The organism is Micromonospora sp. WMMD710, assembly GCF_029626045.1.
Taxonomy (GTDB): domain Bacteria; phylum Actinomycetota; class Actinomycetes; order Mycobacteriales; family Micromonosporaceae; genus Micromonospora.
In genome coordinates this window covers 4,899,078-4,920,368 of the sequence record NZ_JARUBD010000001.1, presented here as the reverse complement: position 1 = coordinate 4,920,368, position 21,291 = coordinate 4,899,078, and the positions used below count along the sequence as shown (strand labels likewise).

The following is a 21,291-nucleotide window of genomic DNA, read 5'->3' as shown; positions in this document are numbered from 1 at the left end:
CGTGGTCACCCCGCCCCTGCTCGGCCCGACGGCCGGGTACGTCCCCGACGTGCGGCGGATCGCCGTGCTGCGCGCGAACGCGCTCGGCGATTTCATCTTCGCGCTGCCGGCGCTCGACGCGCTACGTGCCGCGTACCCCTCGGCGGAGATCGTGTTGCTCGGTGCGCCGTGGCACGTGAAGCTCTGGCGCGACCGGCCCGGCCCGGTGGACCGGGTGCTGGTGGTGCCACCCGCGCCCGGCATCCGTACGCCCGAATCGGGTGAGCCCGAGTCGTCGATGGACGACTTCCTGGCGGCTGCCACCGGCGAGGGTTTCGACGTGGCGGTGCAGATCCACGGCGGTGGCGCCAACTCGAATCCGCTGGTGAGCCGGCTCGGCGCACGGGTGACCGTCGGCCTGTGCGCCGACGACGCGCCCCCTTTGGACCGGTGTCTGCGCTACGTCTACTACCAGCATGAGGTGATCCGCTACCTGGAGGTGGTGGGCCTGGTGGGCGCACCGGCGACCACCATCGTGCCGGCGTTGGCGGTCACCGACGCCGACCGGGCCGAGGCGGCCCGGGTGCTCGGGCCGGCCGACCGGCCCCGGGTGGCGCTGCATCCGGGTGCCACCGACACCCGCCGCCGCTGGCCGGCCGAGCGTTTCGCCGAGGTGGCCCGTGCGCTGCACGGCGACGGGTACGAGGTGCTGGTGACCGGTACGCCCGCCGAGCAGGAGGTGGTGGACCGGGTCGTCGCTGCGGCGGGGGTGCCGGTCCGGCCGCAGGTGGCCACGCTCAGCCTCGGCGGGCTGGTCGGCTGCTACGCCGACTGCGCGCTGGTCGTCTCCAACGACACCGGCCCGGTGCACCTGGCCGCCGCCGTGGGTACGCCCACGGTAGGCATCTTCTGGGTCGGCAACCTGATCACTACGGCGAATCCGTTGCGTGGCCGGCACCGGCCGATCAGCTCGTGGATGGTGCACTGCCCGGTCTGCGGGGTGGACTGCACGCCGGGCATCTATCCGCACCGGCCCGGCGACGGCGAGTGCCCGCACCGCGACTCGTTCGTCACCGACGTGCCGGTGGTCGAAGTCCTGGAAGCCGCCCGCGAACTGCTCAACCCGTAGGTCAGGCCGGCTGCGGGGTGTCCTCGTCGGCGAGGACGACCTCCCACGCCTCCACGTCCCGGGCGGTGACCGTGGTGGGGGACTCCAGGTGGTACGCGCCGCTGGGCAGGATGCCCGCCCCGCCGTGCCGGGCCAGCACGGCGAGCTGGGCGGCGACGTCCTCGCCCTGGTGGTTCTCCTGCACCCGCCGCCAGAAGTCGAAACCGCCGGAGTCGACGAGCTTCGCCCGGTCGTAGAGCACACACCCACCGATCCAGGAGACCTTGTACGCGCGCCAGGCATCGGGCGGCAGCGCCGCCTGTGCGGTGACGTGCAGCAGGTTGGCCGCCGAGTGGATCCGGGCCCGGTTCCACTCCGGTGTCCCCGGCCGGATCCGCTCCGGGGTGGGCGGGCCGTCCCACTCCTCGTAGTGCCCGTGTGTCTCCGGCCGTACGTCGTCGACGTACGAGAGGCCGTGCACGCCGTTGCCGACGAACCCGCAGCCCAGCTCCTCGATCGCGGTGACCAGCCGGTGCAGCGCCCCCGGCTCCAGCCAGACGTCGTCGTCGAGGCTGAGCACGTACCGGGCGGCCGAGGCGGCGAGCAGGTACGCCCGGTGTTCGGCCAACCCGCGCCGGGGCAGCCGGCGGGTCAGCAGCACCGGGTGACCCCGGTGGCGCAACGCCCGGGCCATGGTCGCCGCGGCCGGGTGCGCGTACGCCGGCTCGGCGTCGGACTGGTCGCTGACCACCACCCCGAAACCGGGCACCCCCTCCTGGGCGGCGAGCCCGGCGAGGGTGACCGCCAGTTCGGCCGGCCGGTTACGGGTCGGGATCAGCACGTCGACCAGCCGTTCGGTACGGAAGCCCGCCGGCGTGTCGAGGTCGAGGGGGCGGTTCACGACGCCCGGGTGCGGGTGCTCAGCGACGGGTCGGTCTCCCGGGCCGGGTCGTTCTCCCGGGTCGGCTCGGTCTCCCGGTCCTGGGTGTGGGACCGGATCCGGTCGATGATCGCCGACGTGGACCGGTCCGGCACGTACCCCAGGGTGCGCACCTGGCCGCCCAGCCGGCGCACCAGCGGCGCCTCCGGCACCAGCTCAGGTGGATAGTCGCCGCCCTTGACGTACACGTCGGGGCGGACGGCCTCGATCAGCGCGGCGGGTGAGTCCTCCTCGAAGACCACCACGTGGTCCACACAGGACAGCGCGGCGAGCAGGGCACCGCGGTCCTCGACCGGGTTGACCGGCCGGTCCGGGCCCTTGAGGCGACGTACGCTGCCGTCCGAGTTGACCGCGACGATAAGCAGGTCGCCCAGGGCGCGGGCCTGTTCCAGGTAGCGGACGTGACCCCGGTGCAGCACGTCGAAACAGCCGTTGGTGAACACCACCGAACGCCCCGCGTCGCGGTGCTCGGCGACGAGCGCCTCCAACTCGTCGGTGCCGACCAGCGACGGGTGCCCGATCGTCTCCGCCGGCAGGTCGAGCGCGGTCAGCAGATCCTCGCGCCGGCACACGCAGGTGCCGGTGTCGGACACCGTGCTGGTGGCCGCCAGTTGGGCGAGCTGGGCGGCGGTGGGCAGCGGGGCGTCGGCGGCCAGGGCCAGCGTCATCGCCGCCAGGTAGGCGTCGCCGGCGCCCACGGCGTGGCTCGCCGGGACCGGGGTGCTGTGGCTGCGCCGCGGCTCCCCGTCGGCGCCGCCGACCACCGCACCCTCGGTGTCCAGGGTCACCGCGACCACGTCCGCCCCGGTGTGCGCGCGCAGCTCGGCCAGGCGTGACTCGGCCAGGACGGCCCGGTCGACACCCGCACCGGCCTCGGTGTTCACGGTGACGCCGGTGCCGGTGACGCTGAGCCCGTCGCCGGTGAGGGCCACCCGGCCCTCGCCGGGCGTGGGTTCACCGACCGGCCCGGGGCGATCGTCGGCGCGGGCCCCGCCCGGGGCGGCGCCGACACTCAGTTCGGACGGACCGTCGGCCGGGTCGATGTCGGGGTGTTCCAGGTGCAGGCCGGTGTCGGCCGTCGGCCGGGTCGCACCGCCGGCGCGGGCCAGCAGCCGGGTCGCCTCGGCGAAGCTGGGGGTGACCACGGTGGGCGCGAGGCCCCGCCAGTCGGCCAGGTCGTGGGCGTCCAGCGCGACCGTGGCGTACCGCTCCCGCTGCTCGACCAGCCAGGCGCGCACCGGCGCGGGCAGCGCGCCGAGACCGTAGTCGCAGACCACCAGGGTCGGCGCCTGCCCACCGGCGGCGGCGCGCAGCTCCTCGGTGGCGCAGTCCAGCGCGGTGAGCAGCCGGGCCACGCCGTCCGGGTCGAGCGCGTCGTCCGCGTCGCCGGAGTCCTCCCGGAGCAGGATCTGGTTACCCGCCAGCATCCGCCGCTTCACCGGCGTGGGCCGGCCCGGCTGGTTGACCGTACGGTCCCAGACGCCGGCCCGGTCCAGACAGTCGTGCAGTTCGTCGCCGGCCACGTCGGCACCGACCGGTGCCACCAGCACCGCCCGACCGCCGAGGGCGGCGACGTTGACCGCGGTGTTCGCGGCCCCACCGGCGGCGGAGATCCGCCGGCGCAGGGTGAGGACCGGGGCGGGCGCCTCCCGGCACAACCGGTCTGAGTCGGCGAACCGCCACTCGTCCAACATGGCGTCGCCGACGATCAGGACTGGGCGTCCGAGCCAGCTCTCCACGACGGTCGCGAGCCGGCGCTGTTCCGCTGCTGCTCCTGCCATGCCTCCCCGGGTCCCCAGCGGCCCTCGGGACAAACCTGCCCGCTGCTCGGCCCGGAAGCCCCCGCTGGGCTGTTTCGGGCGTTCGAGGTCGGGAAGGGAACTCTGGTACCCCCGGAAAGGAGATGTACCGACATGGCACCGACACTGCAGGGCAAGCGGATCGCCTTCCTGGCCGCCGACGGCGTCGAGGAGGTCGAGTACGTCCAGCCGCGCGAGGCGGTCGAGGACGCCGGCGCGACGGTCGAGCTGGTCTCGCTCAAGCCCGGCTCCATCCAGTCCTTCAACCACCTGGACAAGTCCAGGACGTACGACGTGGACGTCACCGCGGACAAGGCGGACGCGGGCGGCTACGACGCGCTGGTGCTGCCCGGCGGGGTGGCGAACCCGGACTTCCTGCGGGGTGATCCGGACGCGGTGCGGTTCGTGCAGGCGTTCTTCGAGGCGGGCAAGCCGGTCGGGGTGATCTGTCACGGCCCGTGGACGCTGATCGAGGCCGACGTGGTGCGGGGCCGGCGGATCGCCTCCTGGCCCACCCTGCGTACCGACCTGACCAACGCCGGCGCCACCTGGGTGGACGAGGAGTGCGTGACCGACGGCAACCTGATCAGCAGCCGCAACCCCGACGACCTCCCCGCCTTCTGCGCCCAGATCACGAAATCCTTCGCAACCTCCTAACCCACCCCGGTGATCAAGAGGTTTGCGTCATGACACGCCGTGCGGGATGACGCAAACCTCTTGATCAACCCTGCGTGGGCGGTGGGAGGTTTTTTTCGGTTCGGCGCATGTTTCGGGGCTCGCGGGATAGATGGGCACATGACCACCGAAGCCTCCGCAGCGCCGGTGCTGAATCGCCAGCAGATCCGGCTGCTCATGTTCGGCCTGATGACCGGCATGCTGTTGGCCGCACTCGACCAGACCATCGTCGGTACGGCCCTGCCCACCATCGTCGGCGAGCTGGGCGGGATCAACCACTACTCGTGGGTGGTCACCGCGTACCTGCTCGCCTCGACGGCGTCGACGCCGCTGTACGGCAAGATGGCCGACCTGTACGGGCGCCGCCCGGTGTTCCTGTTCTCGATCGGCACGTTCCTGGTCGGGTCGCTGTTGGCGGGGTTGTCGCAGAACATGACCCAGCTGATCGTCACGCGGGGCATCCAGGGCCTCGGTGCCGGTGGTCTGCTGACGTTGGCGTTCACGATCATCTCGGATGTCGTGTCACCTCGGGAGCGTGGCCGCTACCAAGGGCTGTTCGGTGCCGTTTTCGGGATCTCGTCGGTGGCCGGTCCGCTGGTCGGTGGTTACTTCGCGGAGACCGACTGGCGGTGGATCTTCTACATCAACGTGCCGCTGGCGATCCTCGCCATCGTGGTCTGTTACCACGTGATGCGCTTGATCCCGTTCGAGCGCCGTGACCACGCGATCGACTGGCTCGGCGCGGGACTGCTGGTGGCCGGGGTGAGCTGTCTGCTGCTCGCGTTGAGCTGGGGCGGCAACGAGTACCCGTGGGGCTCCGGGGTGATCATCGGCCTCTTGGTGGCGGGTGCCGTGCTGGCCGTCCTGTTCGTGCTCCAGGAGGCCCGGGTCGCCGAACCGATCCTGCCGCTGCGGCTGTTCCGCAGCGCCACGTTCGCGCTCGCCAACTCGGCCGGCTTCGTGCTCGGTCTGGTGATGTTCGGGTCGATCATCTTCATCCCGCTGTACCTGCAGATCGTGAAGGGCGCCTCGCCGACCCGGAGCGGTCTGCTGATGCTGCCGATGATGGCCGGCATCATCGTCACCTCGATCCTGACCGGGCGGGCGATGAGCCGGATCGGGCGGTACAAGTGGTTCCCGGTGGTCGGGTCGGCGACCCTGGTGGTGGGCATGCTGCTGTTCACCCGACTGCAGGTGGGCACGTCGCTCTGGGTGGCGTTCGGCTTCATGGTGGTGATCGGCGTCGGCCTGGGTCTGTGCATGCAGTCGCTGGTCCTCGCGGTGCAGAACGCGGTATCCGTGCGGGACCTGGGCGCCGGCACGTCCTCGGCGACCTTCTTCCGGTCGCTGGGGGGTTCGTTCGGGGTGGCGATCCTCGGTACGCTGCTGTCGTCGCGGCTCAACTCGCAGTTGGCCGACCGGCTGCCCGGAGCGATCGCCCAGCTGCCCCCGGAGCAGCGGGCAGCGGTCGCCGCCGGCGGCGGCACGAACATCTCCGTCAACGACCCGGCGACCATCATGGCGCTGCCCGGTGCCGTCCGGGCCGCCATCCAGGCGTCGTTCGTCGAATCGCTGCACCTGGTCTTCCTGACCGCCGGCCTGATCGCCATCGTGGCGGTGTTGGTCACGGTGACGATGCCCAACAGCACGCTGCGGGGCGCGGGGCCGGAGGGCGCCACCGGCGGTGCCGACCCACTCGGCGGTAAGGCCGCCGCGCCGGGCGGTAAGCCGTTGAACCGCGAGTCCAAGGAAGAGGCCGCCGCGGACATGGAGTCCAAGTCCCAGACGATGATCTGACCGCGTCGACGTCGGCCGCCCCGGACCAGTTCCGAGGCGGCCGGCGTCATCCGGCCACGAGGCGCAGGGGCTGCGAGTGCTGGCTGGTGAGGCGGTCCAGCGCGGCGGAGGTCGCCGCGTCGGCGGGCAGGTGGACGATCAGCCGCTGGTCGTCGTCGGGGAGTTCGAGGATCTCGTACGCCAGCCGGAGCATGCCCGCCTCGGGATGGGCCAGCCGGACGATGCCGCTGGCCTTCGGCAGGCTGGGGACCGTGTCGACGCGACGGGTGAACGCGTCGCCCGCGGTGACGGTCAACTCGTCGACCAGGGCGGCCATCGGCGGATATGCCCGAAACGGCCCCTGCTTGAGGGTGGCGACCTGCTCGTCGGCGACGTGGTCCCAGTCGGGGTACGCGCCCCGTGCCCGGGAGTCGCTGAGGACGAACCGGGCGAGGTTGGGCTGTGTCGCGTCCAGCAACCCGATCGGTCCGACCAGCCGGACGAAGCCGGCGGTGTGGGCGAGGATGTCGCTCAGCTGGTTGAGCAGCACCGCCGGTGTCGGTTCGAGACGGTCGAGCAGGGCCTGCACGGTCGGACGTACCGTGCGCTCCGGCGTGGTGTCGCCCCGGCAGTTGAAGCCGGGATCGGCCCCCTTGCTGAGGCGGTACAGGTGAACGCGTTCGGTGCGGGTCAACCGGAGTGCGGTGGCGAGGGCGGCGAGCACCTGCGGAGACGGTCGACGGTCACGGCCCTGTTCGAGTCTCGTGACGTACTCCACGCTCACGTCGGCGAGGGCCGCCACCTCGGAGCGGCGTAGCCCGGTGGTGCGCCGGCGCGACCCGGAGGGCAGCCCCACCTCGGCCGGAGTCACCGCTTCTCGGCGGACGCGCAGGAACAGTCCGAGTTCGTTGTCGCTCACCATCCGAACGTAACAACGCCGGCCATTTCGATGGTGTCCCTGCCACTACCAGCCTCACAGCGGCCTCCCTGGGTGCCGTCGAGCTGACGACGGTTGGGGACGGCGCTCGACAGCGGTCGAGCGCACATCGATGGTCGGCAGGAGTTGAAATCATGAGTCGTACGGTTGTCGTCGTCGGCGGCGGTTACGGGGGCGCGGCGGTCGCCAAGGCGCTCCAGGAGGAGGCCGACGTCGTCCTCATCGACCCTCGGGACGCGTTCGTCAACGTGGCGGGATCGCTGCGGGCGCTGACCCGGCCCGACTGGGCCGGCAACATGTTCTTTCCCTTCGACACGCTGCTCACGCGGGGGACGGTGATCCGCGACCGAGCGGTCTCGGTGGATCCCGACGGCGTCACGCTGGCCTCGGGCCGACGCGTCGCGGCGGACTATCTGGTCCTCGCGACCGGTTCCAGTTACGCCTACCCGGCCAGACTCAACGCCGACTCCGTCGACGAGGCACTCGACGACCTGCGCCAGACCCACAAGGAGCTGGCCAGCGCCGAGCGGGTGCTGATCCTCGGTGCCGGGCCGGTCGGGTTGGAGCTGGCCGGTGAGATCAAGGACGTCTGGCCGGACAAGCACGTCACCATCGTCGATCCGGCCGAGCGGCTGCTGCCCGACTTCGAGTCGGAGATGCGCGACGACCTGCACCGGCAGCTCGATGAGCTGGGCATCCAGGTGCGGCTGGGCACCGGCCTGACCGCACCGCCGACGACCGAGGCCAGTCGGGCCGGGACCTTCACGGCCACCACCACCGGGGGTGAGGAGATCACTGCCGACATCTGGTTCCGTGCCTTCGGCCTGCGTGTCAACAGCGACTACCTCACCGACGGCCGGCTCACCACGCTCACGCCGCAGGGGCAGGTGTCCGTCACCGAGACCCTCAACGTCCACGGGCCCGACGGCATCCTCGGCCACGTCTACGCGATCGGCGACCTCACCGATGTCGCCGAGGACAAGATGGCGGCGTACGCGTTGCGACACGCCGAGGTCGTGGCGCAGAACATCACCGCGCACCTGCGTGGCGAGCAGGTCGCGGCCACCTACCGACCGATGCCCGACCCCATGATCCTGATTCCACTCGGGTCGCGTCGCGGTGTCGGCCAGATGCCCACGCCGGACGGCCCGGCCGTCATTCCCGCCGCGACGGTTTCCGAGTACAAGGGTGTCGACCTGTTCACCGGGCGCTTCACCGAACAGTTCGGCCCCACGGCTGCCTGAGCAGACCGACCGGCTGACGGCGATTCTGACGCGCCCGTCGTGCGGATCGATGCGCAGGCAGGCCGGCGCGCCGTACCACCACGGTGAAATTGGAGCCGTCCTGGCAGTGTGACTACTCCACGTTGGTCTGCGTGAGAACATCTCCGGTCCGGTGCCGGCGGGCGGCTCGGCCGAGCCGCTGGACATCTACCTCGGCCTGCCGGCCGGCCCGGCCCTCCGGAGCCGGGCCTACTTCAGGATCAGACGGTTGGTCTGCTCGAAGACGTCCAGGTCGGCCAGGGTTTCGAGAACCGAGGCGGAGAGCGGGCTGGGGAACCGGTCGCGGGGAAAGAAGCCCGCGTCGGTAGTCTCGTCGGTGGTCCGGGTCAGTTGCCCGTCCCACTCCTCCACCTTGAACGCCGTGGTGAAGACCTGGTAGGTGTGCCCGTACATGTTGGTGCTGGTCCGGTCCGGCCCGGTGTAGAGGGCGAACGCGCAGACCCGCAGTGCCCGCAGCCCGGTCTCCTCGCGGACCTCGCGCACCGCGCAGTCGGCGATCGACTCGCCCAGTTCCATCGCCCCGGCGGGCATGGCCCACTGGCCGTTGTCGGAGCGTTGGATCAGCAGGATGCGGCCGGCGTTGTCGCTGACCACGGCGCGGGCACCGACGAACATCAGCGTTCGGTCGCCGGCGAGCGCGCGTAACTGCCCCACGTACGAGTCGGCCCAGGAGATGCTCACCTGCGACAATTTACGGGGGTTCCCAACGTGTGACCGGCGACACTAGCTTGTTACCCATGCGTAGCACGATGATGGACGCCCCTCTGCAGGTCTCCCGGATCCTCGACCATGGCGCCACCGTGCACGGCACGGCCGAGGTGGTCACCTGGACCGGCGCGGAACCCCGGCGCATGACGTACGCCGAGGTGGGCCGGGCCGCCGCCCGGCTGGCACACGCACTGCGGGACGAGTGCGGGGTGACCGGCGACGAGCGGGTCGCCACCTTCATGTGGAACAACAACGAGCACCTGGTCGCCTACTTCGCGGTGCCGAGCATGGGCGCGGTGCTGCACACGCTCAACATCCGGCTCTTCCCCGACCAGGTCGTCTACATCGCCAACCACGCCGAGGACCGGGTGGTGCTGGTTGACAGCACCCTCATCCCGCTGCTGGCCCGGGTGATCGGCGAGCTGACCACGGTGCGGCACGTGGTGGTCGTCGGCGGTGGCGATCCGGCGCCGCTGGTGGCGCCGGCCGGCGACCGGATCACCGTGCACCACTGGGACGCGCTGCTCGCCGACCGTCCCGACGTGTACGACTGGCCCGCGGTGGACGAGCACGACGCGGCGGCGCTCTGCTACACCTCCGGCACCACCGGCCACCCGAAGGGTGTGGCGTACTCGCACCGGTCGATCTACCTGCACTCGTTGCAGGTCTGCATGCCGGAGGGCTTCGGCCTCGAGCCGACCGACCGGGAGTTGGCGATCGTGCCGATGTTCCACGCCATGTCGTGGGGCCTGCCGTACGCGGCGTTCCTCTCCGGCGCGTCGCTGATCATGCCGGACCGTTTCCTCCAGGCCGCGCCGATCGCCGAGATGATCGCCGCCGAGCGACCCACCCTGGCCGGCGCGGTGCCGACGATCTGGACCGACCTGCTGGCCTACCTGGACGGCCACGAGGTGGACACCTCGTCGCTCACCGAGGTGATCGTGGGTGGGTCGGCCTGTCCGCCGGCGCTGATGCACGCGTTCGACGAGCGGCACGGGATCGATGTCGTCCACGCCTGGGGGATGACCGAGATGTCGCCGTTGGGGTCGGTGTCCCGCCCGCCGGCCGGCGTGAGTGGCGAAGAGGCGTGGCGCTACCGCTACACGCAGGGCCGCGTGCCGGCGGGCGTGCAGGCGCGGATCGTCGGCCCGCTGGGTGGGCCGTTGCCCGCCGACGGCACGGCCGTGGGCGAGCTGGAGGTCCGTGGGCCGTGGGTGACCGCGCGGTACGTCGGTGACGACGTCGGAGACGAGGAGAGGTTCCGCGACGGTTGGCTGCGTACGGGGGATGTGGGCACCCTCTCCCCGGACGGGTACATCACGCTGACCGACCGCGCCAAGGACGTCATCAAGTCCGGCGGTGAGTGGATCTCGTCGGTGGAGTTGGAGAACGCGCTGATGGGCCACCCGGCGGTATTGGAGGCGTGCGTGGTGGGTGTGCCGGACGAGCGGTGGGACGAGCGGCCCCTGGCGACCGTGGTGGTCCGGGAGGGTGCCTCGGTGACCGCCGAGGAGTTGCGTGACTTCCTGGCCGGTTCGGTGGCCCGCTGGCAGTTGCCCGAGCGGTGGGCGTTCATCGACGCGGTGCCGAAGACCAGCGTCGGCAAGTTCGACAAGAAGGTCGTCCGTTCGCGGTACGCCGAGGGCGAGCTGACTGTCCGGGAGCTGACAGCCCCGTAACGTCTTTCCGGGCACCGTCGCCTGTTGGGTGAGGGATTACTCCTGACGTTCCTCCCCCCAGGGGGCGGCCCCGGCGTTCGCACCGCGCCGGGGCCGCCCGCTTCACGCGGGGCGACCCGCACAGTCATTGTTGCGAAACTTGTTCGCCTCTGTCCTGATGACGGGGAAATCGGGCCTGATGGCGGGGAAATCGGGTGCTGAGCGACCCGATCAGGCGTCGCTGGTGCTGATCAGCACCTTGCCCACCGCCGAGTCCTCCACCGCCTGGTGCGCGGCGGCCGTTTCGGCCAGCGGGTAGCGGTGCAGCGGCAGACCGGCGTCCGCCCCGACACGCACCCAACCCTGGTTGGCGGCGGCCGCGACGTCGATCACGCCCTGCGCCTTCGCCGCCTTCGGTTCCGTGTAGACGAGCACGAACTGCCAGCGGGCGTTCACCACGTACAGCGGGCGGATCGGGATCGTCACGTCGGTCCCGCCGTCGTCGGCGTACACGCAGACCGCGCCGCCGTTACGGAGCACCTGCGCGTCCGCCGCCGCGTTCCGCGCCGGAGAGACCTCCACGATCGTGTGGACCCCGTCGGGCGCGATCTTGTGGACCTCCTCGACCACGTCCTCCTCCCGGTAGTTGATCACGTAGGAGGCGCCGGCCGCCGCCGCGAGCTGCGCCTTCTCCGCACTGCTCACCGTGGCGATCACCGTGGCGTCGGCCCAGCGGGCGAGCTGGATCGCCGCGTTGCCGACCGCACCCGCCCCACCCTGCACCAGCACGGTGTGATCGGTCAGCGCACCGGCGCGCAGCGCGTCCGGCATGAACTCACCAGCCGTCAGGCAGCGGTGCGCGGTGAGGAACGGAATGCCCAGGCTGGCCCCCACCTCGAACGACGCGTCGCCCAGCGGCACCGCCTGCCGGACCGGCACCAGCGTGTACTCCGCGCTGGTGCCCCACGGCCGCTGCCAGGCCGCCTCCCAGATCCAGACCCGCTCGCCGATCAGCTCACGGTCGACCCCCTCGCCGACCGCCTCGATCACACCCGCGCCGTCCTGCCCGGGGATCTGCCAGCCGTCCGGTGCGAAGGCCCGGCGCGACTTCCAGTCGGTCGGGTTCACCCCGGAGACCGCCATCCGGATCAACACCTCGCCCGCTCCGGGCTCCGGCACCGGCCGGTCGACCAGCTCCAGCACCGAAGGGTCGCCGGTGCGTTCGTACACGACGGCTTTCATCCGTGATCTCCTCACACGCAGGGCGTCCGGCCGGGCACCGCGGCTGCGGTACCCGGCTCAGCGCGCGTCAACCCAGGTCGTCCACCAGCTGCGGGGTCAGCTCACCGATCGCGCTCAGCGACACCACGGCCAGGCCCGCGGCGTCCGGGTCGAGGGGGTACGACCCGTGCGGCACCGCGACCACCCGCATCCCCGCCGCCGAGGCGGACCGGACCCCGTTCGACGAGTCCTCCACGGCCACGCAGCGGGCCGGGTCGACGCCGAGGCGCCGCGCGACGTCCAGGTAGACGTCGGGCGCCGGCTTGCCGCGCTCGGTCTGCTCGGTGGACAGGGTCGTCACGAACGCGTCGGTCAGGCCGGTGGCGGTCAGCGCCGCCGCGATCAGCCGGGTCGGCGACGAGCTGGCCAACCCCAGCGGCCACCGCGCGGCCAGCCGGCGCACCACGTCGTCGGCACCGTCGATCAGGGGTACGTGGTCGCGGTAGCGCCGGGTCATCTCCTCGACCACCTCGTCGGCGACCTGCCCGGCGGTGCGGTCCACGCCCAGCTCACCGCTTAGATAGTGCGCCCACTCGCCGGTGCTCATGCCCATCAACCGGCGCTGCGTGTCGGGCTGCCAGGTGCCGCCGTGCGCCGCCACGTACGCCCGCCGGACCTCCTCCCACACCGGTTCGGAATCCACGATCACGCCGTCCAGGTCGAAGACCACCGCATCCACCACGGGCCCCATCCTGCCCGAACCGGAGGCGTCTGGTCAGCCGGGCAGCGCGGGCAGCCCGATCGGGCTGCCCGCCGGGATCAGCGTGTGGCAGGTCCGGGCGATCGGCTCCAGCAGCTCCCGGAGCCGATCGGTGCCGGCCGGGCCGAGGGCCTGCCACGGGTGCGCGGCGGCCTGGTCGGTGGCGTCCTCGACCGCCTGGAAGGCGACCCGCCCGTGGTCGGTGGCCGCTCCGTCCGGTGTCAACCAGCCCCGCTGCGCCAGCCGCTCGCGGGCGGCGTGCCACTGCTCCTCCGACCAGCCCCGGCCGAGCAGATACTCCGGCGCCGTGCCGTCCAACGCGACCCGCCACGTCAGCGTCTCCACCGGGTCCAGGTCGGCGGCGACCAGCGCCGCCACGTGCCCGTCGCCCCGGTGCTCGCGCAGCGTGGTGGCGGCCTGCCACATCCGGGCGAGGGGGTACTCCCCGGTCGGCAGCGCCGCGTTGACCGCGCCGAGCACCCGGCCAGCCGTCCGCGCCGCCCCGGCGGCCTTCTCCAGCAGGTCGGCGGCCTCCGCCAGGTGCGTCTCCGGCAGCTCGTAGGTCAGCTCGGCGAGGGCCTGCACCGCACCGGTCAGCCGGGCGCGCAGCGCCTCCTGCGGAGTGGCCAGCCGCCAGACCGCCGGCAGCGCCCGGGTCACCATCGGCGGCGCGAAGGTGAAGAAGGTGGCGATCACCGGGGCCGCCTCGGTCGCGCCCAGCGGTGCGGCCCGACCGGCGAAGTAGCCCCGCCAGTAGCCGCGCAGCCCGACCGCCTCGTACGCGGCCCGAGCCCGGGGGTGGAAGTAGGTGACCGCGTGCACCGGCTCGAAGTGCGTCCACATCAACCGAGCGGTCCGCCCGGGCTCGTCCAGCGCCGTCACGTGCACCTCCGGGTCCTGCGTCCGCATGGTCACCCCGGACGGGGGGCCGCCCGGGGTGACGCCGAACCTACTGCCGGAGGGTGACGGGCCGGAAGCCTCATGTGAACAACTCCATCGCGTCCCGGCGACAACCAGGACGATCCGGGCAGGTCACTGGGCGGCGAGCACGTCCACCACGAAGCGCAGCGGGCCTTCGGGATAACCGCTAGCGGCGGCGTCCTTGCCGTACGCCAGCTCGCCCGGAATGTCGAGCTGCACCCGGCTGCCCACGGTCACGCCGACCAGGCCCTGGTCCCAGCCGGGGATGACCTGACCCACGCCGATCGGGAAGGAGGCCGGCTGCCCGGCGTTCCAGGAGGAGTCGAACTCCTTGCCGTCCTTGTAGAAGACGCCGACGTAGTTGGTGGTGATGGTCTGACCCTTCTTCACCGCCGGGCCGGTCCCCTTGATCACCGGGGTGACGGTGAGCTTCTTCAGCTCACCCGTGCCCGCCTTCACCGCCGGCTTGCTGCCCAGCGCCGGGTCGGCCCCCTCGGGCAGCTGCGGCGCGGGGGGCGCGGTCGGGGCGTCCGGGGCCGGGGCGGAGGCGGACGGGGTCGCGCCGGCCTGGGTCGCGGGCTTGTCGTCCCGGTTCTTGTCGACGATCACGAAGACCGTGATCAGCAGCGCCATCACGGCAACGCCGGCGGCACCGCCGATCCACGCGTTGCGGCGTCGCTTCGCCTCGGCGGCCTTCTGCGCCGCCAGCTGGGCGGCCAGCCGCCGCCCCGCCTTCGTCGCCGGGCTCTGGCCCTCCGACCGGTTCTGCTGCGTGCGCTCGCTCACGTCGTCGACTCCCTGCTGCGAAGGTGTGGCCGGCACGCGGTGCCGGGGGGAAAGCCGACGCACACGGTACCCGCCCGGCGGCCTGCTGTGCCCGCCCCGGACGCAACGGATCGCCGAGTGACGCTGTCCGCGACGGTTATTCCGGGACGACCATGAAGTCGGTCACGAACGAGGTGACCCGGCCGTCGGCCGTCCGCCCGATCCAGGTGCCGTAGCAGCCGTCGCCCCACCCGGTGGACACGGTGACGACGTTCGCGCCGGTGGCCTCGTCCAGCACCACCGTGATCAGCCCCGGAACGGGCGAGGCGGGCGTCTCGGCCGGGATGAACACCTCTTCCACCCGGTCGTACTCCCACGCCTCCAGGGCGGTGAGCGCCGTCGGATCGGCCAGGGTGCCCGCGCCGGCGTCCACCCCGTACCCGAAGTAGTCGTCGGCGCCGAGCGCGGCGACGTCCTGGTCGCCGACGACGGCCGGCTCCCAGCGGACCGTCGGCTCGTCGGAGACGACCAGTTCCAGCGCGGCGACCCGCCGGTCCACCTCGGCGTCCTCCCGGAGCACCGCGGCCACCCAGGCCCGGGCGGGATGCCGCCCCGGGGGCACGGTGACCGTGAACGGTTCGGCCTCCGGCCGCACCAGCGGATCACACCCCACCACCTGGCCGGTCGGCAGCACGATGTCGCCCACCGGGTGGACCTCGATGAGGTACGCGCCGTGCTGATCCGTGAAGCGGGCACCGGGCGTCAACAACCGGCCCAGGTCAGGGGTGTACGGCATGGGGGCTCCTCCGGTGGCCACTGGCCGGCGGAGCGTACCCGGTCCGGCGGACACCGTCGGTGCCGCGTACGGTCAGGCGCTCTTGCGGGGTGCGGTCTTGCGGGCGGCCGTCTTCTTCGCCGGCTCCGTCTTCTTCGCGGCCGTCTTCTTCGCCGGCTCGGCCTTCTTCGCGGCCGTCTTCTTCTCGGTCGTCTTCTTCGCCGCGGTCTTCTTCGCGGGTGCCTTGGCCGTCTTCTTCTCGGCCGCCTTCTGCGCCGAGCGGGCCGACGAGATGGGCGTCGGTTCGCCGCCCCCGCCGCCGCCGGCGGGCTGCTCGCCGCGGGCCGCCCGGGCCCGGTCCACCGACGCCTTCAGTGCGGCCATCAGATCCACCGCCGCGGCCGGGGCCTCCTCGACCTCCTCCGGCTGGACGACCTCCCGACCCTCCACCTTGGCGTCGATGACCTCCTGCAACGCGGCCCGGTAGTCGTCGGTGAAGACGTCCGGCTCGAACTCGCCGGTCATCGAGTCGATCAGCGAGCTGGCCATGGCCAGCTCGGGTGGGCGCACCTTGAGGTCCTCGTCGAGGAACCCGAAATCGGGGGTACGGATCTCGTCCGGCCAGAGCATGGTGTTGAGCAGCAGCACGCCCTCGCGTACTCGCAGCGTGGCGAGCTGCTCGCGTTGGCGCAGCGCCACCTTGACGATGGCGACCCGCTCCGAGTCGATCAGCGCGTCGCGCAGCAGCACGTACGGCTTGGTTGCGGTGCCCTCCGGCTCCAGGAAGTACGCCTTGTTGTAGAGGATCGGGTCGACCTGCTCGGCCGGCACGAACTCCAGCACGTCGATCGCACGGGAGCTGGTCAGCGGCAGATCGGCGAAGTCCTCGTCGGTGAGGATCACCATCTCACCGCCGCCGATGTCGTAGCCCTTGGCGATGTCGTCGTAGGTGACCTCCTCGCCGCAGACCGAGCAGGTGCGCTTGTAGCGGATCCGCCCGCCGTCCTCACGGTGCACCTGGTGGAACCGGATGTCCTTCTCCTCGGTCGCGGAGTAGAGCTTCACCCCGATCGAGACGAGCCCGAACGACACGGCTCCTTTCCAGATGGCACGCATCCTGCGCTCCCTTCCCCGGTATCGACCATGCTCGCATCCGAAAGAACATGACGCGAGGTGTTCGGCCTGCTACTACAGTCGGGTCGTGTCCGGCGCGCCGCTCAAGCCGATGCTCGCGATGACCGGGCCGCTCCCGGCCGGTGCCGGCTGGGCGTACGAGTTCAAGTGGGACGGGGTCCGCGCGCTCGCCGACATCTCCGGCGGCGGCCAGCACCTGTACGCCCGCTCCGGCGTGGAGATCACCGCCGCGTACCCCGAGCTGGCCACGCTCAACGAGCAGGTCGACGACGCGCTGCTCGACGGCGAGGTGGTGCTGCTCGGGGAGGGTGGGCAGCCGTCGTTCACGGCCCTGGCGGAGCGGATGCACGTGCGGGACCGCAACAAGGCGGCCCGGCTGGCGGCGGTCATGCCGGTGACGTACATGATCTTCGACCTGCTGCGGTTCAACGGCGACGACCTGACCGGCTGGCCGTATGAGCGCCGCCGCGCGGCCCTGGACGCCCTCGCTCTCGGCGGTGTCCGGTGGGCGGTGCCCCCGGTCTTCTCGGACGGCCCGGCCACCTACGAGGCGGCCGGCGAACACGGCCTGGAGGGGGTGATGGCCAAGCGGGTCGGTGCCGTCTACCGCCCGGGGGTGCGCTCGCCGGACTGGGTGAAGGTCAAGTTGGAGGTGACCGGAGACTTCGTCATCGGCGGCTGGCGGCCGGGCGCGCGCCGGATCGGCGGGCTGTTGGTCGGGGTTCCCGGCCCGGACGGCCGGCTGATCTACCGGGGTCGGGTCGGCGGCGGAATCGGCGCGGCCATCGAACGGGCGCTCCTCACCGAGCTGGAACCGTTGCGCTCCGGCGTGTCACCGTTCGCGCCGGGCGTGCCGCGCGAGGATGCCCGGGGCGCCATCTGGGTAGCACCCCGGGTGGTGGTGGAGGTGAAGTACGGCCAACGCACCCCGGACGGCCGGCTGCGCTTCCCCCGGGTGCTGCGGCTGCGCCCGGACAAGCCGCCGGAGGAGGTCGACGATGCCGGCTGAACGGCTGCGGGTGGACGTCGAGGGCCGCCCCCTGGAGCTGTCCAACCTGGACAAGGTGCTCTATCCGGCGGCCGGCTTCACCAAGGGTGAGGTGATCGACTACTACACCCGGATCTCCCCGGTGCTGCTGCCGCACCTGCGGGACCGGCCGGTGACCCGGATCCGCTTCCCGAACGGGGTGGACGACAAGTCGTTCTTCGAGAAGAACACGCCGGCCTCGACCCCGGACTGGGTGCGGGTGGAAAATCTGCCCGCCCCCGGCTCGACGAAGGGCCGGGAGTCGATCGACTACGTGGTCGCCGACGACCTGCCCACCCTGGTCTGGCTGGCCAACCTGGCCGCGTTGGAGCTGCACACACCGCAGTGGAAGGTGGGCGAGCACCCGGACATGATGGTCGTCGACCTGGACCCGGGCCCGCCGGCCGGGCTCGCCGAGTGTTGCCCGGTGGCCGTCCTGATGCGCGACCGCCTCGCCGACGACGGCATCGATTCGTACCCGAAGACCTCCGGCAAGAAGGGCATGCAGCTCTGCTGCCCGATCGCCGGTACCCAGTCGTCCGATCTCGTCTCCGACTACGCCCGGCGGATCGCCCAGGAGTTGGAGCAGGCGCACCCGAAGCTGATCGTGTCGAAGATGGCGAAGAACCTGCGCCCCGGCAAGGTCTTCATCGACTGGAGCCAGAACAACGCGGCGAAGACCACCGTGGCGCCCTATTCGCTGCGGGCCCAGGCGGTGCCGTCGGTGTCCACGCCGCTGACCTGGGACGAGGTCGAGGCCGGCGCCCGCGGCCGCAGGCCAGCCGTCCGCCAGTTCACCGCCGCCGAGGTCCTGGACCGGGTCGACGAGTACGGCGACCTGCTCGCCCCGCTGCTCGACGGCGGCCCGGAGTTGCCGGCGCGCTGACGGCCGCCCGGCCCGACGTCCACGCGGGTGAACGCCGGGCCGAGGCGGCTGGGACATCAGCGGTGCCCGAAGACCTTTCGGCTGGAGCCGAGGTGCAGGAGCACCGTCTCGCCGGTGGCGTCCTTGACCCCGTCGTTGTCGGTGATCGCGTACACCTCGCCGTTGCCGGCCACGGTCAGACCCTCCAGCTTCTCCTGCGTCCATCCGTTGGTGGCGCGCAGCGCGGGCAACACGTCGACGGCGAGCGTCTTCGGCAGCACCGTCAGCGGGCCGGTCGCCGCCGCGCCGGGCAGCGGCACGGTGTAGATGCGTTTGACCGTGGCGGCCGGACCGTTCAGCTTGTCCCGTTCGATGACCGCGAGCCGGTCGCCGACCACGGTGATCTCGGAGAGGCCCATCCAGTCGCCGGGCACGCTGGTGCTGTCGAGCTGGTAGCCGAACCAGCTCCAGGTGCCCGCCGTGACGTCGTACCGGCCGAGCCGGACGATGCCGGCCGGGTCGGTGCTCAGCTCCCGCTGCACGGCCACCCAGACGATCTCCCGGCCCTGCCGGTCGGTGGTCGCGGTGACGCCCTCCAGGCCCTGCTTGCCGAGGCCGGCGGCGACCTCGGCGGGCAACGCGACGGTTTGTCGGGTCACCCCGGCGGCGTCGAGCCGGACCAGCTTGTTCTCCACGCCCTTGGCGCCCTCGACGGCGAGCCAGAAGCCACCCTGCGGGCGGGCGAAGATGCCCTCCGCGTCGTACCCGACCGGTGCGCCCGCCGCGTCCCGCACCGGCAGCGCGCCGGTGACCACGGCTGGCATCCCCGGTCAGGCTGGCGGCAGCGACACCGGCCGTGGTGAGCGCGGTGAATGCTCTTCTGAGTGTCAAGGACTTCCTCCGTTAGGTCGTACCCGGACGGAGGCTGACAGCCGTTGGGGAGCATCAGCTTGCGGCGACGTGAACAGCGGGCGAAGCACGCAGCCGCCACCAGGCACCCACGAGCAGGGCGAGCGTGATGACGGAGACCGCGACGTCGCCGGCGAGGGCCGCCGCCGGGCTCGCCGGGGAGTACGGCGGCACCAGGTACGCGAACGCGGCGGCGCTGACCACGCTCGCCGAGGCGGCCGCGAGCACGTGCCGCTGCCCCCAGTTCACGCCCGACGACCAGTGCCCGACCAGGCCACCGACGGCAGCCGCGAGCCCCAGGGCGATGGCCGCTCCCGCCCAGCCGGGCGTGAGGTCGGTGAAGAGGTGGGCCAGGACGACCAGCAGACCCACCCACAGCGGATGCGGCACCCGGCGCGTGCGACGTGGTGCCCTCCGCCCTGCACCATCGACCGTGCGGCCCGGGCGTCGCCAGTGCGGCAGGAGGGCCGTCGTGACGAGTGCCAGGACCACCAGCGCGGCGACGGTCAGTTGGAGCGGGCTGGCCAGGAAGTTCTTCCGGCCCTCGGGTGACGAGAAGACAAAGAGGCTGCCGAGCAGGTAGACCACCCCGACCACGACGAGCCCGGGGCGCGCCAGCCACGGCCGAAGCCGGCGCTCCGGTCCGAGGAACGACTCGACGAACGCGATCGGCGCGCAGATGGTCAGCAGGATGTGGTTGCCCACGTAGTCGAACGCCTGCCGCAGACTGAACCCGAGCCCCGGCACCAGCGACGCCTCGGCCGCCGCCCGGGTGTCCGCGTACTGCGTGTCGTCGAGGTAGCCGGGGTTGAACAGCGACTGGTCGACCAGGCCGGCCTGGAGCACACCGAACGCGGCGGCGAGCAGCACGATCGTCGGCCAGCCCGCACCGAGGCGGCGGGCGGTCTCCCGGATCAGGATCGCCGCCCCGCCGTACATCGGACCCAGGACGATCAGCACCGGGAGGAAGTCGTCGATGGCGAATCCACCCCACGAGCACTCGGCCGCCCATGGCGCGAGCAGCAGCAACGCGATCACCGGCAGGAGCCGCCGGCGCAGTGGCAGCCGGTCGGCGCCCACCGCACGGTCGGCGGAAGGTCGATCGGCGGTGACGGGGTCGGGTTCGATCGGCATCGGCACTCCTCGGCGGCGTCTCGGGGGTCACCCGCACCGTGCGCGGGCCACCCGGTCACCCGATACGGCCATCGGCCGACGACCGGTGCGACCAAAGTCGTTGAGTAGGGTGGTGCCGACGTCGACCCGGGGAGCGTGGAGATGCGGCAGACCGTCACGGCCGATCTGGGTGGCCAACCCGTCGAGACTGAGCGCCCGCTGCTCAGCTACCGCGACGAGGCGACCGGGGAGCGCGTCGACCTGACCGCACAGCAGGTCGGTGCGTGGGCGGCGCGCAGCGCCAGCCTGCTGCGGGACGGCTGCGGGCTCGGCCCCGGCAGCCGCGTAGCGGTGCTGCTGCCTCCGCACTGGCGTACCGCCGTGGTGTTGTTGGGCGCGTGGGCCTCGGGCCTGGCGGTGTCGTTCCGGCCGCGCGCCACCGCGGGCCTGACGGTGCTCGAACCGGGCGGCGACCGGCCGTTCGACGCGGTCTTCGTGACCCCGGAGCGGCAGGACGACTGGCTGGAGGACGTGCCGGACGCGACGCACCGCTACCTCGTCGGCACCGGCCCGGGGCGGCTGGCCGACGTGCCGTTGGGCTGGCTCGACTGGTCCGCCGAGGTGCTCCGCCACGGTGAGGCCACGCCCGACCACACCGCCATCCGCCCGTCGGACCCGGCCACCGCGGACGGCACCACCTACGGGCAGTGGGGTGCGCTCGCCCAGGAGTTCGCCGCGATGCTCAACCTGCGCGCCGGCGACCGGCTGCTGGTCGACGCCGCCGAGCACGAGCAGCCGCTGAAGTGGTTGCTCGCGCCGCTCTCCGCGGGCGCGTCCGTGGTCATCAGCGCCAACCTCGACCCGGCGCGGCGGGACGCGGTCGTCGCCGCCGAACAGGTCACCCGGGTGCTCTGAGGCACGCCGGACGGGCCCAAACA

20 protein-coding genes are annotated in these 21,291 nt (G+C 72.1%); 8 read left to right on the top strand and 12 right to left on the bottom strand.

What is annotated here, in order from left to right; translation table 11 throughout:
• The first annotated feature begins 1 nt into the window (after nt 1).
• Entirely contained in the window at nt 2–1,108 is a 1,107-nt protein-coding gene (locus O7620_RS22690; RefSeq protein WP_278124995.1) for a glycosyltransferase family 9 protein, read from the top strand.
• 1 nt (nt 1,109) lies between these two features.
• On the opposite strand, the gene O7620_RS22685 is transcribed toward O7620_RS22690, so the two are convergent.
• Both O7620_RS22685 and rfaE2 read right to left on the bottom strand, forming a co-directional pair.
• Nucleotides 1,110–1,988 (bottom strand): glycosyltransferase, encoded by an 879-nt coding sequence (locus O7620_RS22685; protein ID WP_278124994.1) that lies wholly within the window; start codon nt 1,986–1,988, stop codon nt 1,110–1,112.
• Nucleotides 1,985–3,808, bottom strand: a complete 1,824-nt coding sequence (rfaE2, locus tag O7620_RS22680; protein WP_278124992.1) for a D-glycero-beta-D-manno-heptose 1-phosphate adenylyltransferase — start codon at nt 3,806–3,808, stop codon at nt 1,985–1,987. The genes O7620_RS22685 and rfaE2 overlap by 4 nt, the downstream gene beginning before the upstream one ends.
• A 132-nt stretch (nt 3,809–3,940) precedes the next feature.
• Between rfaE2 and O7620_RS22675 the strand changes: the two genes are divergently transcribed.
• Both O7620_RS22675 and O7620_RS22670 read left to right on the top strand, forming a co-directional pair.
• Complete coding sequence (locus tag O7620_RS22675; protein ID WP_278124991.1) at nt 3,941–4,483, top strand: type 1 glutamine amidotransferase domain-containing protein; 543 nt, start codon at nt 3,941–3,943, stop codon at nt 4,481–4,483.
• Nucleotides 4,484–4,621: 138 nt separating this feature from the next.
• Nucleotides 4,622–6,298, top strand: coding sequence for an MDR family MFS transporter (locus tag O7620_RS22670; protein WP_278124989.1), 1,677 nt, complete (start codon nt 4,622–4,624; stop codon nt 6,296–6,298).
• A 46-nt stretch (nt 6,299–6,344) separates the two neighbouring features.
• Here O7620_RS22670 and O7620_RS22665 read toward each other — a convergent pair whose 3' ends face one another.
• Nucleotides 6,345–7,199, bottom strand: coding sequence for a helix-turn-helix transcriptional regulator (locus O7620_RS22665; protein ID WP_278124988.1), 855 nt, complete (start codon nt 7,197–7,199; stop codon nt 6,345–6,347).
• 149 nt (nt 7,200–7,348) lie between these two features.
• On the opposite strand from O7620_RS22665, the gene O7620_RS22660 reads away from it, so the two are divergent.
• Nucleotides 7,349–8,458: an FAD-dependent oxidoreductase gene (locus tag O7620_RS22660; RefSeq protein ID WP_278124987.1), complete on the top strand. Its 1,110-nt coding sequence runs from the start codon at nt 7,349–7,351 to the stop codon at nt 8,456–8,458.
• Nucleotides 8,459–8,686: 228 nt separating this feature from the next.
• Here O7620_RS22660 and O7620_RS22655 read toward each other — a convergent pair whose 3' ends face one another.
• Nucleotides 8,687–9,178: an NUDIX domain-containing protein gene (locus tag O7620_RS22655; RefSeq protein ID WP_278124985.1), complete on the bottom strand. Its 492-nt coding sequence runs from the start codon at nt 9,176–9,178 to the stop codon at nt 8,687–8,689.
• 71 nt (nt 9,179–9,249) lie between these two features.
• On the opposite strand from O7620_RS22655, the gene O7620_RS22650 reads away from it, so the two are divergent.
• Nucleotides 9,250–10,884 (top strand): fatty acid--CoA ligase, encoded by a 1,635-nt coding sequence (locus O7620_RS22650; protein WP_278127110.1) that lies wholly within the window; start codon nt 9,250–9,252, stop codon nt 10,882–10,884.
• A gap of 210 nt (nt 10,885–11,094) precedes the next feature.
• On the opposite strand, the gene O7620_RS22645 is transcribed toward O7620_RS22650, so the two are convergent.
• The 6 genes from O7620_RS22645 to O7620_RS22620 form a co-directional block, all read right to left on the bottom strand.
• On the bottom strand, nt 11,095–12,105 hold the full coding sequence (locus O7620_RS22645; RefSeq protein WP_151489309.1) for an NADPH:quinone reductase: 1,011 nt from the start codon (nt 12,103–12,105) through the stop codon (nt 11,095–11,097).
• A 67-nt stretch (nt 12,106–12,172) separates the two neighbouring features.
• Complete coding sequence (locus tag O7620_RS22640; protein ID WP_278124983.1) at nt 12,173–12,826, bottom strand: HAD family phosphatase; 654 nt, start codon at nt 12,824–12,826, stop codon at nt 12,173–12,175.
• Between the two features lie 33 nt (nt 12,827–12,859).
• Nucleotides 12,860–13,687 carry a hypothetical protein gene (locus tag O7620_RS22635; RefSeq protein ID WP_278127109.1) on the bottom strand — a complete coding sequence of 276 codons (828 nt, stop codon included), beginning with the start codon at nt 13,685–13,687 and terminating at the stop codon, nt 12,860–12,862.
• Nucleotides 13,688–13,876: 189 nt separating this feature from the next.
• The gene (locus O7620_RS22630; protein WP_278124982.1) at nt 13,877–14,587 is read right to left on the bottom strand and encodes an FKBP-type peptidyl-prolyl cis-trans isomerase; all 711 of its coding nucleotides are present in this window, start codon (nt 14,585–14,587) and stop codon (nt 13,877–13,879) included.
• Between the two features lie 100 nt (nt 14,588–14,687).
• The gene (locus O7620_RS22625) at nt 14,688–15,326 is read right to left on the bottom strand and encodes a DUF4241 domain-containing protein (protein ID WP_151489306.1); all 639 of its coding nucleotides are present in this window, start codon (nt 15,324–15,326) and stop codon (nt 14,688–14,690) included.
• A 72-nt stretch (nt 15,327–15,398) separates the two neighbouring features.
• Nucleotides 15,399–16,421, bottom strand: a complete 1,023-nt coding sequence (locus O7620_RS22620; RefSeq protein WP_278124981.1) for a Ku protein — start codon at nt 16,419–16,421, stop codon at nt 15,399–15,401.
• An 85-nt stretch (nt 16,422–16,506) separates the two neighbouring features.
• On the opposite strand from O7620_RS22620, the gene ligD (O7620_RS22615) reads away from it, so the two are divergent.
• On the top strand, nt 16,507–17,448 hold the full coding sequence (gene ligD / locus O7620_RS22615) for a non-homologous end-joining DNA ligase (RefSeq protein ID WP_278124980.1): 942 nt from the start codon (nt 16,507–16,509) through the stop codon (nt 17,446–17,448).
• A complete protein-coding gene (gene ligD, locus O7620_RS22610) occupies nt 17,438–18,352 on the top strand; it encodes a non-homologous end-joining DNA ligase (RefSeq protein WP_278124978.1) in 915 nt (304 codons plus the stop codon). The genes ligD (O7620_RS22615) and ligD (O7620_RS22610) overlap by 11 nt, the downstream gene beginning before the upstream one ends.
• A gap of 56 nt (nt 18,353–18,408) precedes the next feature.
• Here the strand turns inward: ligD (O7620_RS22610) and O7620_RS22605 are convergent, their stop codons facing one another.
• The gene (locus O7620_RS22605) at nt 18,409–19,155 is read right to left on the bottom strand and encodes an esterase-like activity of phytase family protein (RefSeq protein WP_278124977.1); all 747 of its coding nucleotides are present in this window, start codon (nt 19,153–19,155) and stop codon (nt 18,409–18,411) included.
• A 121-nt stretch (nt 19,156–19,276) separates the two neighbouring features.
• Nucleotides 19,277–20,374 carry a hypothetical protein gene (locus O7620_RS22600; RefSeq protein ID WP_278124976.1) on the bottom strand — a complete coding sequence of 366 codons (1,098 nt, stop codon included), beginning with the start codon at nt 20,372–20,374 and terminating at the stop codon, nt 19,277–19,279.
• Nucleotides 20,375–20,515: 141 nt separating this feature from the next.
• On the opposite strand from O7620_RS22600, the gene O7620_RS22595 reads away from it, so the two are divergent.
• On the top strand, nt 20,516–21,268 hold the full coding sequence (locus O7620_RS22595) for a TIGR03089 family protein (protein ID WP_278124974.1): 753 nt from the start codon (nt 20,516–20,518) through the stop codon (nt 21,266–21,268).
• Nucleotides 21,269–21,291: the final 23 nt, after the last annotated feature.

Excerpts from the sequence above, each read along its gene's own strand:
- rfaE2 (WP_278124992.1), bottom strand. The coding sequence starts at position 3,808 with ATGGCAGGAGCAGCAGCGGAACAGCGCCGGCTCGCGACCGTCGTGGAG.
- O7620_RS22675 (WP_278124991.1), top strand. The coding sequence starts at position 3,941 with ATGGCACCGACACTGCAGGGCAAGCGGATCGCCTTCCTGGCCGCCGAC.
- O7620_RS22670 (WP_278124989.1), top strand. The coding sequence starts at position 4,622 with ATGACCACCGAAGCCTCCGCAGCGCCGGTGCTGAATCGCCAGCAGATC.
- O7620_RS22665 (WP_278124988.1), bottom strand. The coding sequence starts at position 7,199 with ATGGTGAGCGACAACGAACTCGGACTGTTCCTGCGCGTCCGCCGAGAA.
- O7620_RS22660 (WP_278124987.1), top strand. The coding sequence starts at position 7,349 with ATGAGTCGTACGGTTGTCGTCGTCGGCGGCGGTTACGGGGGCGCGGCG.
- O7620_RS22650 (WP_278127110.1), top strand. The coding sequence starts at position 9,250 with ATGGACGCCCCTCTGCAGGTCTCCCGGATCCTCGACCATGGCGCCACC.
- O7620_RS22645 (WP_151489309.1), bottom strand. The coding sequence starts at position 12,105 with ATGAAAGCCGTCGTGTACGAACGCACCGGCGACCCTTCGGTGCTGGAG.
- O7620_RS22635 (WP_278127109.1), bottom strand. The coding sequence starts at position 13,687 with ATGTGGACGCACTTCGAGCCGGTGCACGCGGTCACCTACTTCCACCCC.
- O7620_RS22625 (WP_151489306.1), bottom strand. The coding sequence starts at position 15,326 with ATGCCGTACACCCCTGACCTGGGCCGGTTGTTGACGCCCGGTGCCCGC.
- O7620_RS22620 (WP_278124981.1), bottom strand. The coding sequence starts at position 16,421 with ATGCGTGCCATCTGGAAAGGAGCCGTGTCGTTCGGGCTCGTCTCGATC.
- ligD (WP_278124978.1), top strand. The coding sequence starts at position 17,438 with ATGCCGGCTGAACGGCTGCGGGTGGACGTCGAGGGCCGCCCCCTGGAG.
- O7620_RS22605 (WP_278124977.1), bottom strand. The coding sequence starts at position 19,155 with ATGCCAGCCGTGGTCACCGGCGCGCTGCCGGTGCGGGACGCGGCGGGC.
- O7620_RS22600 (WP_278124976.1), bottom strand. The coding sequence starts at position 20,374 with ATGCCGATCGAACCCGACCCCGTCACCGCCGATCGACCTTCCGCCGAC.
- O7620_RS22595 (WP_278124974.1), top strand. The coding sequence starts at position 20,516 with ATGCGGCAGACCGTCACGGCCGATCTGGGTGGCCAACCCGTCGAGACT.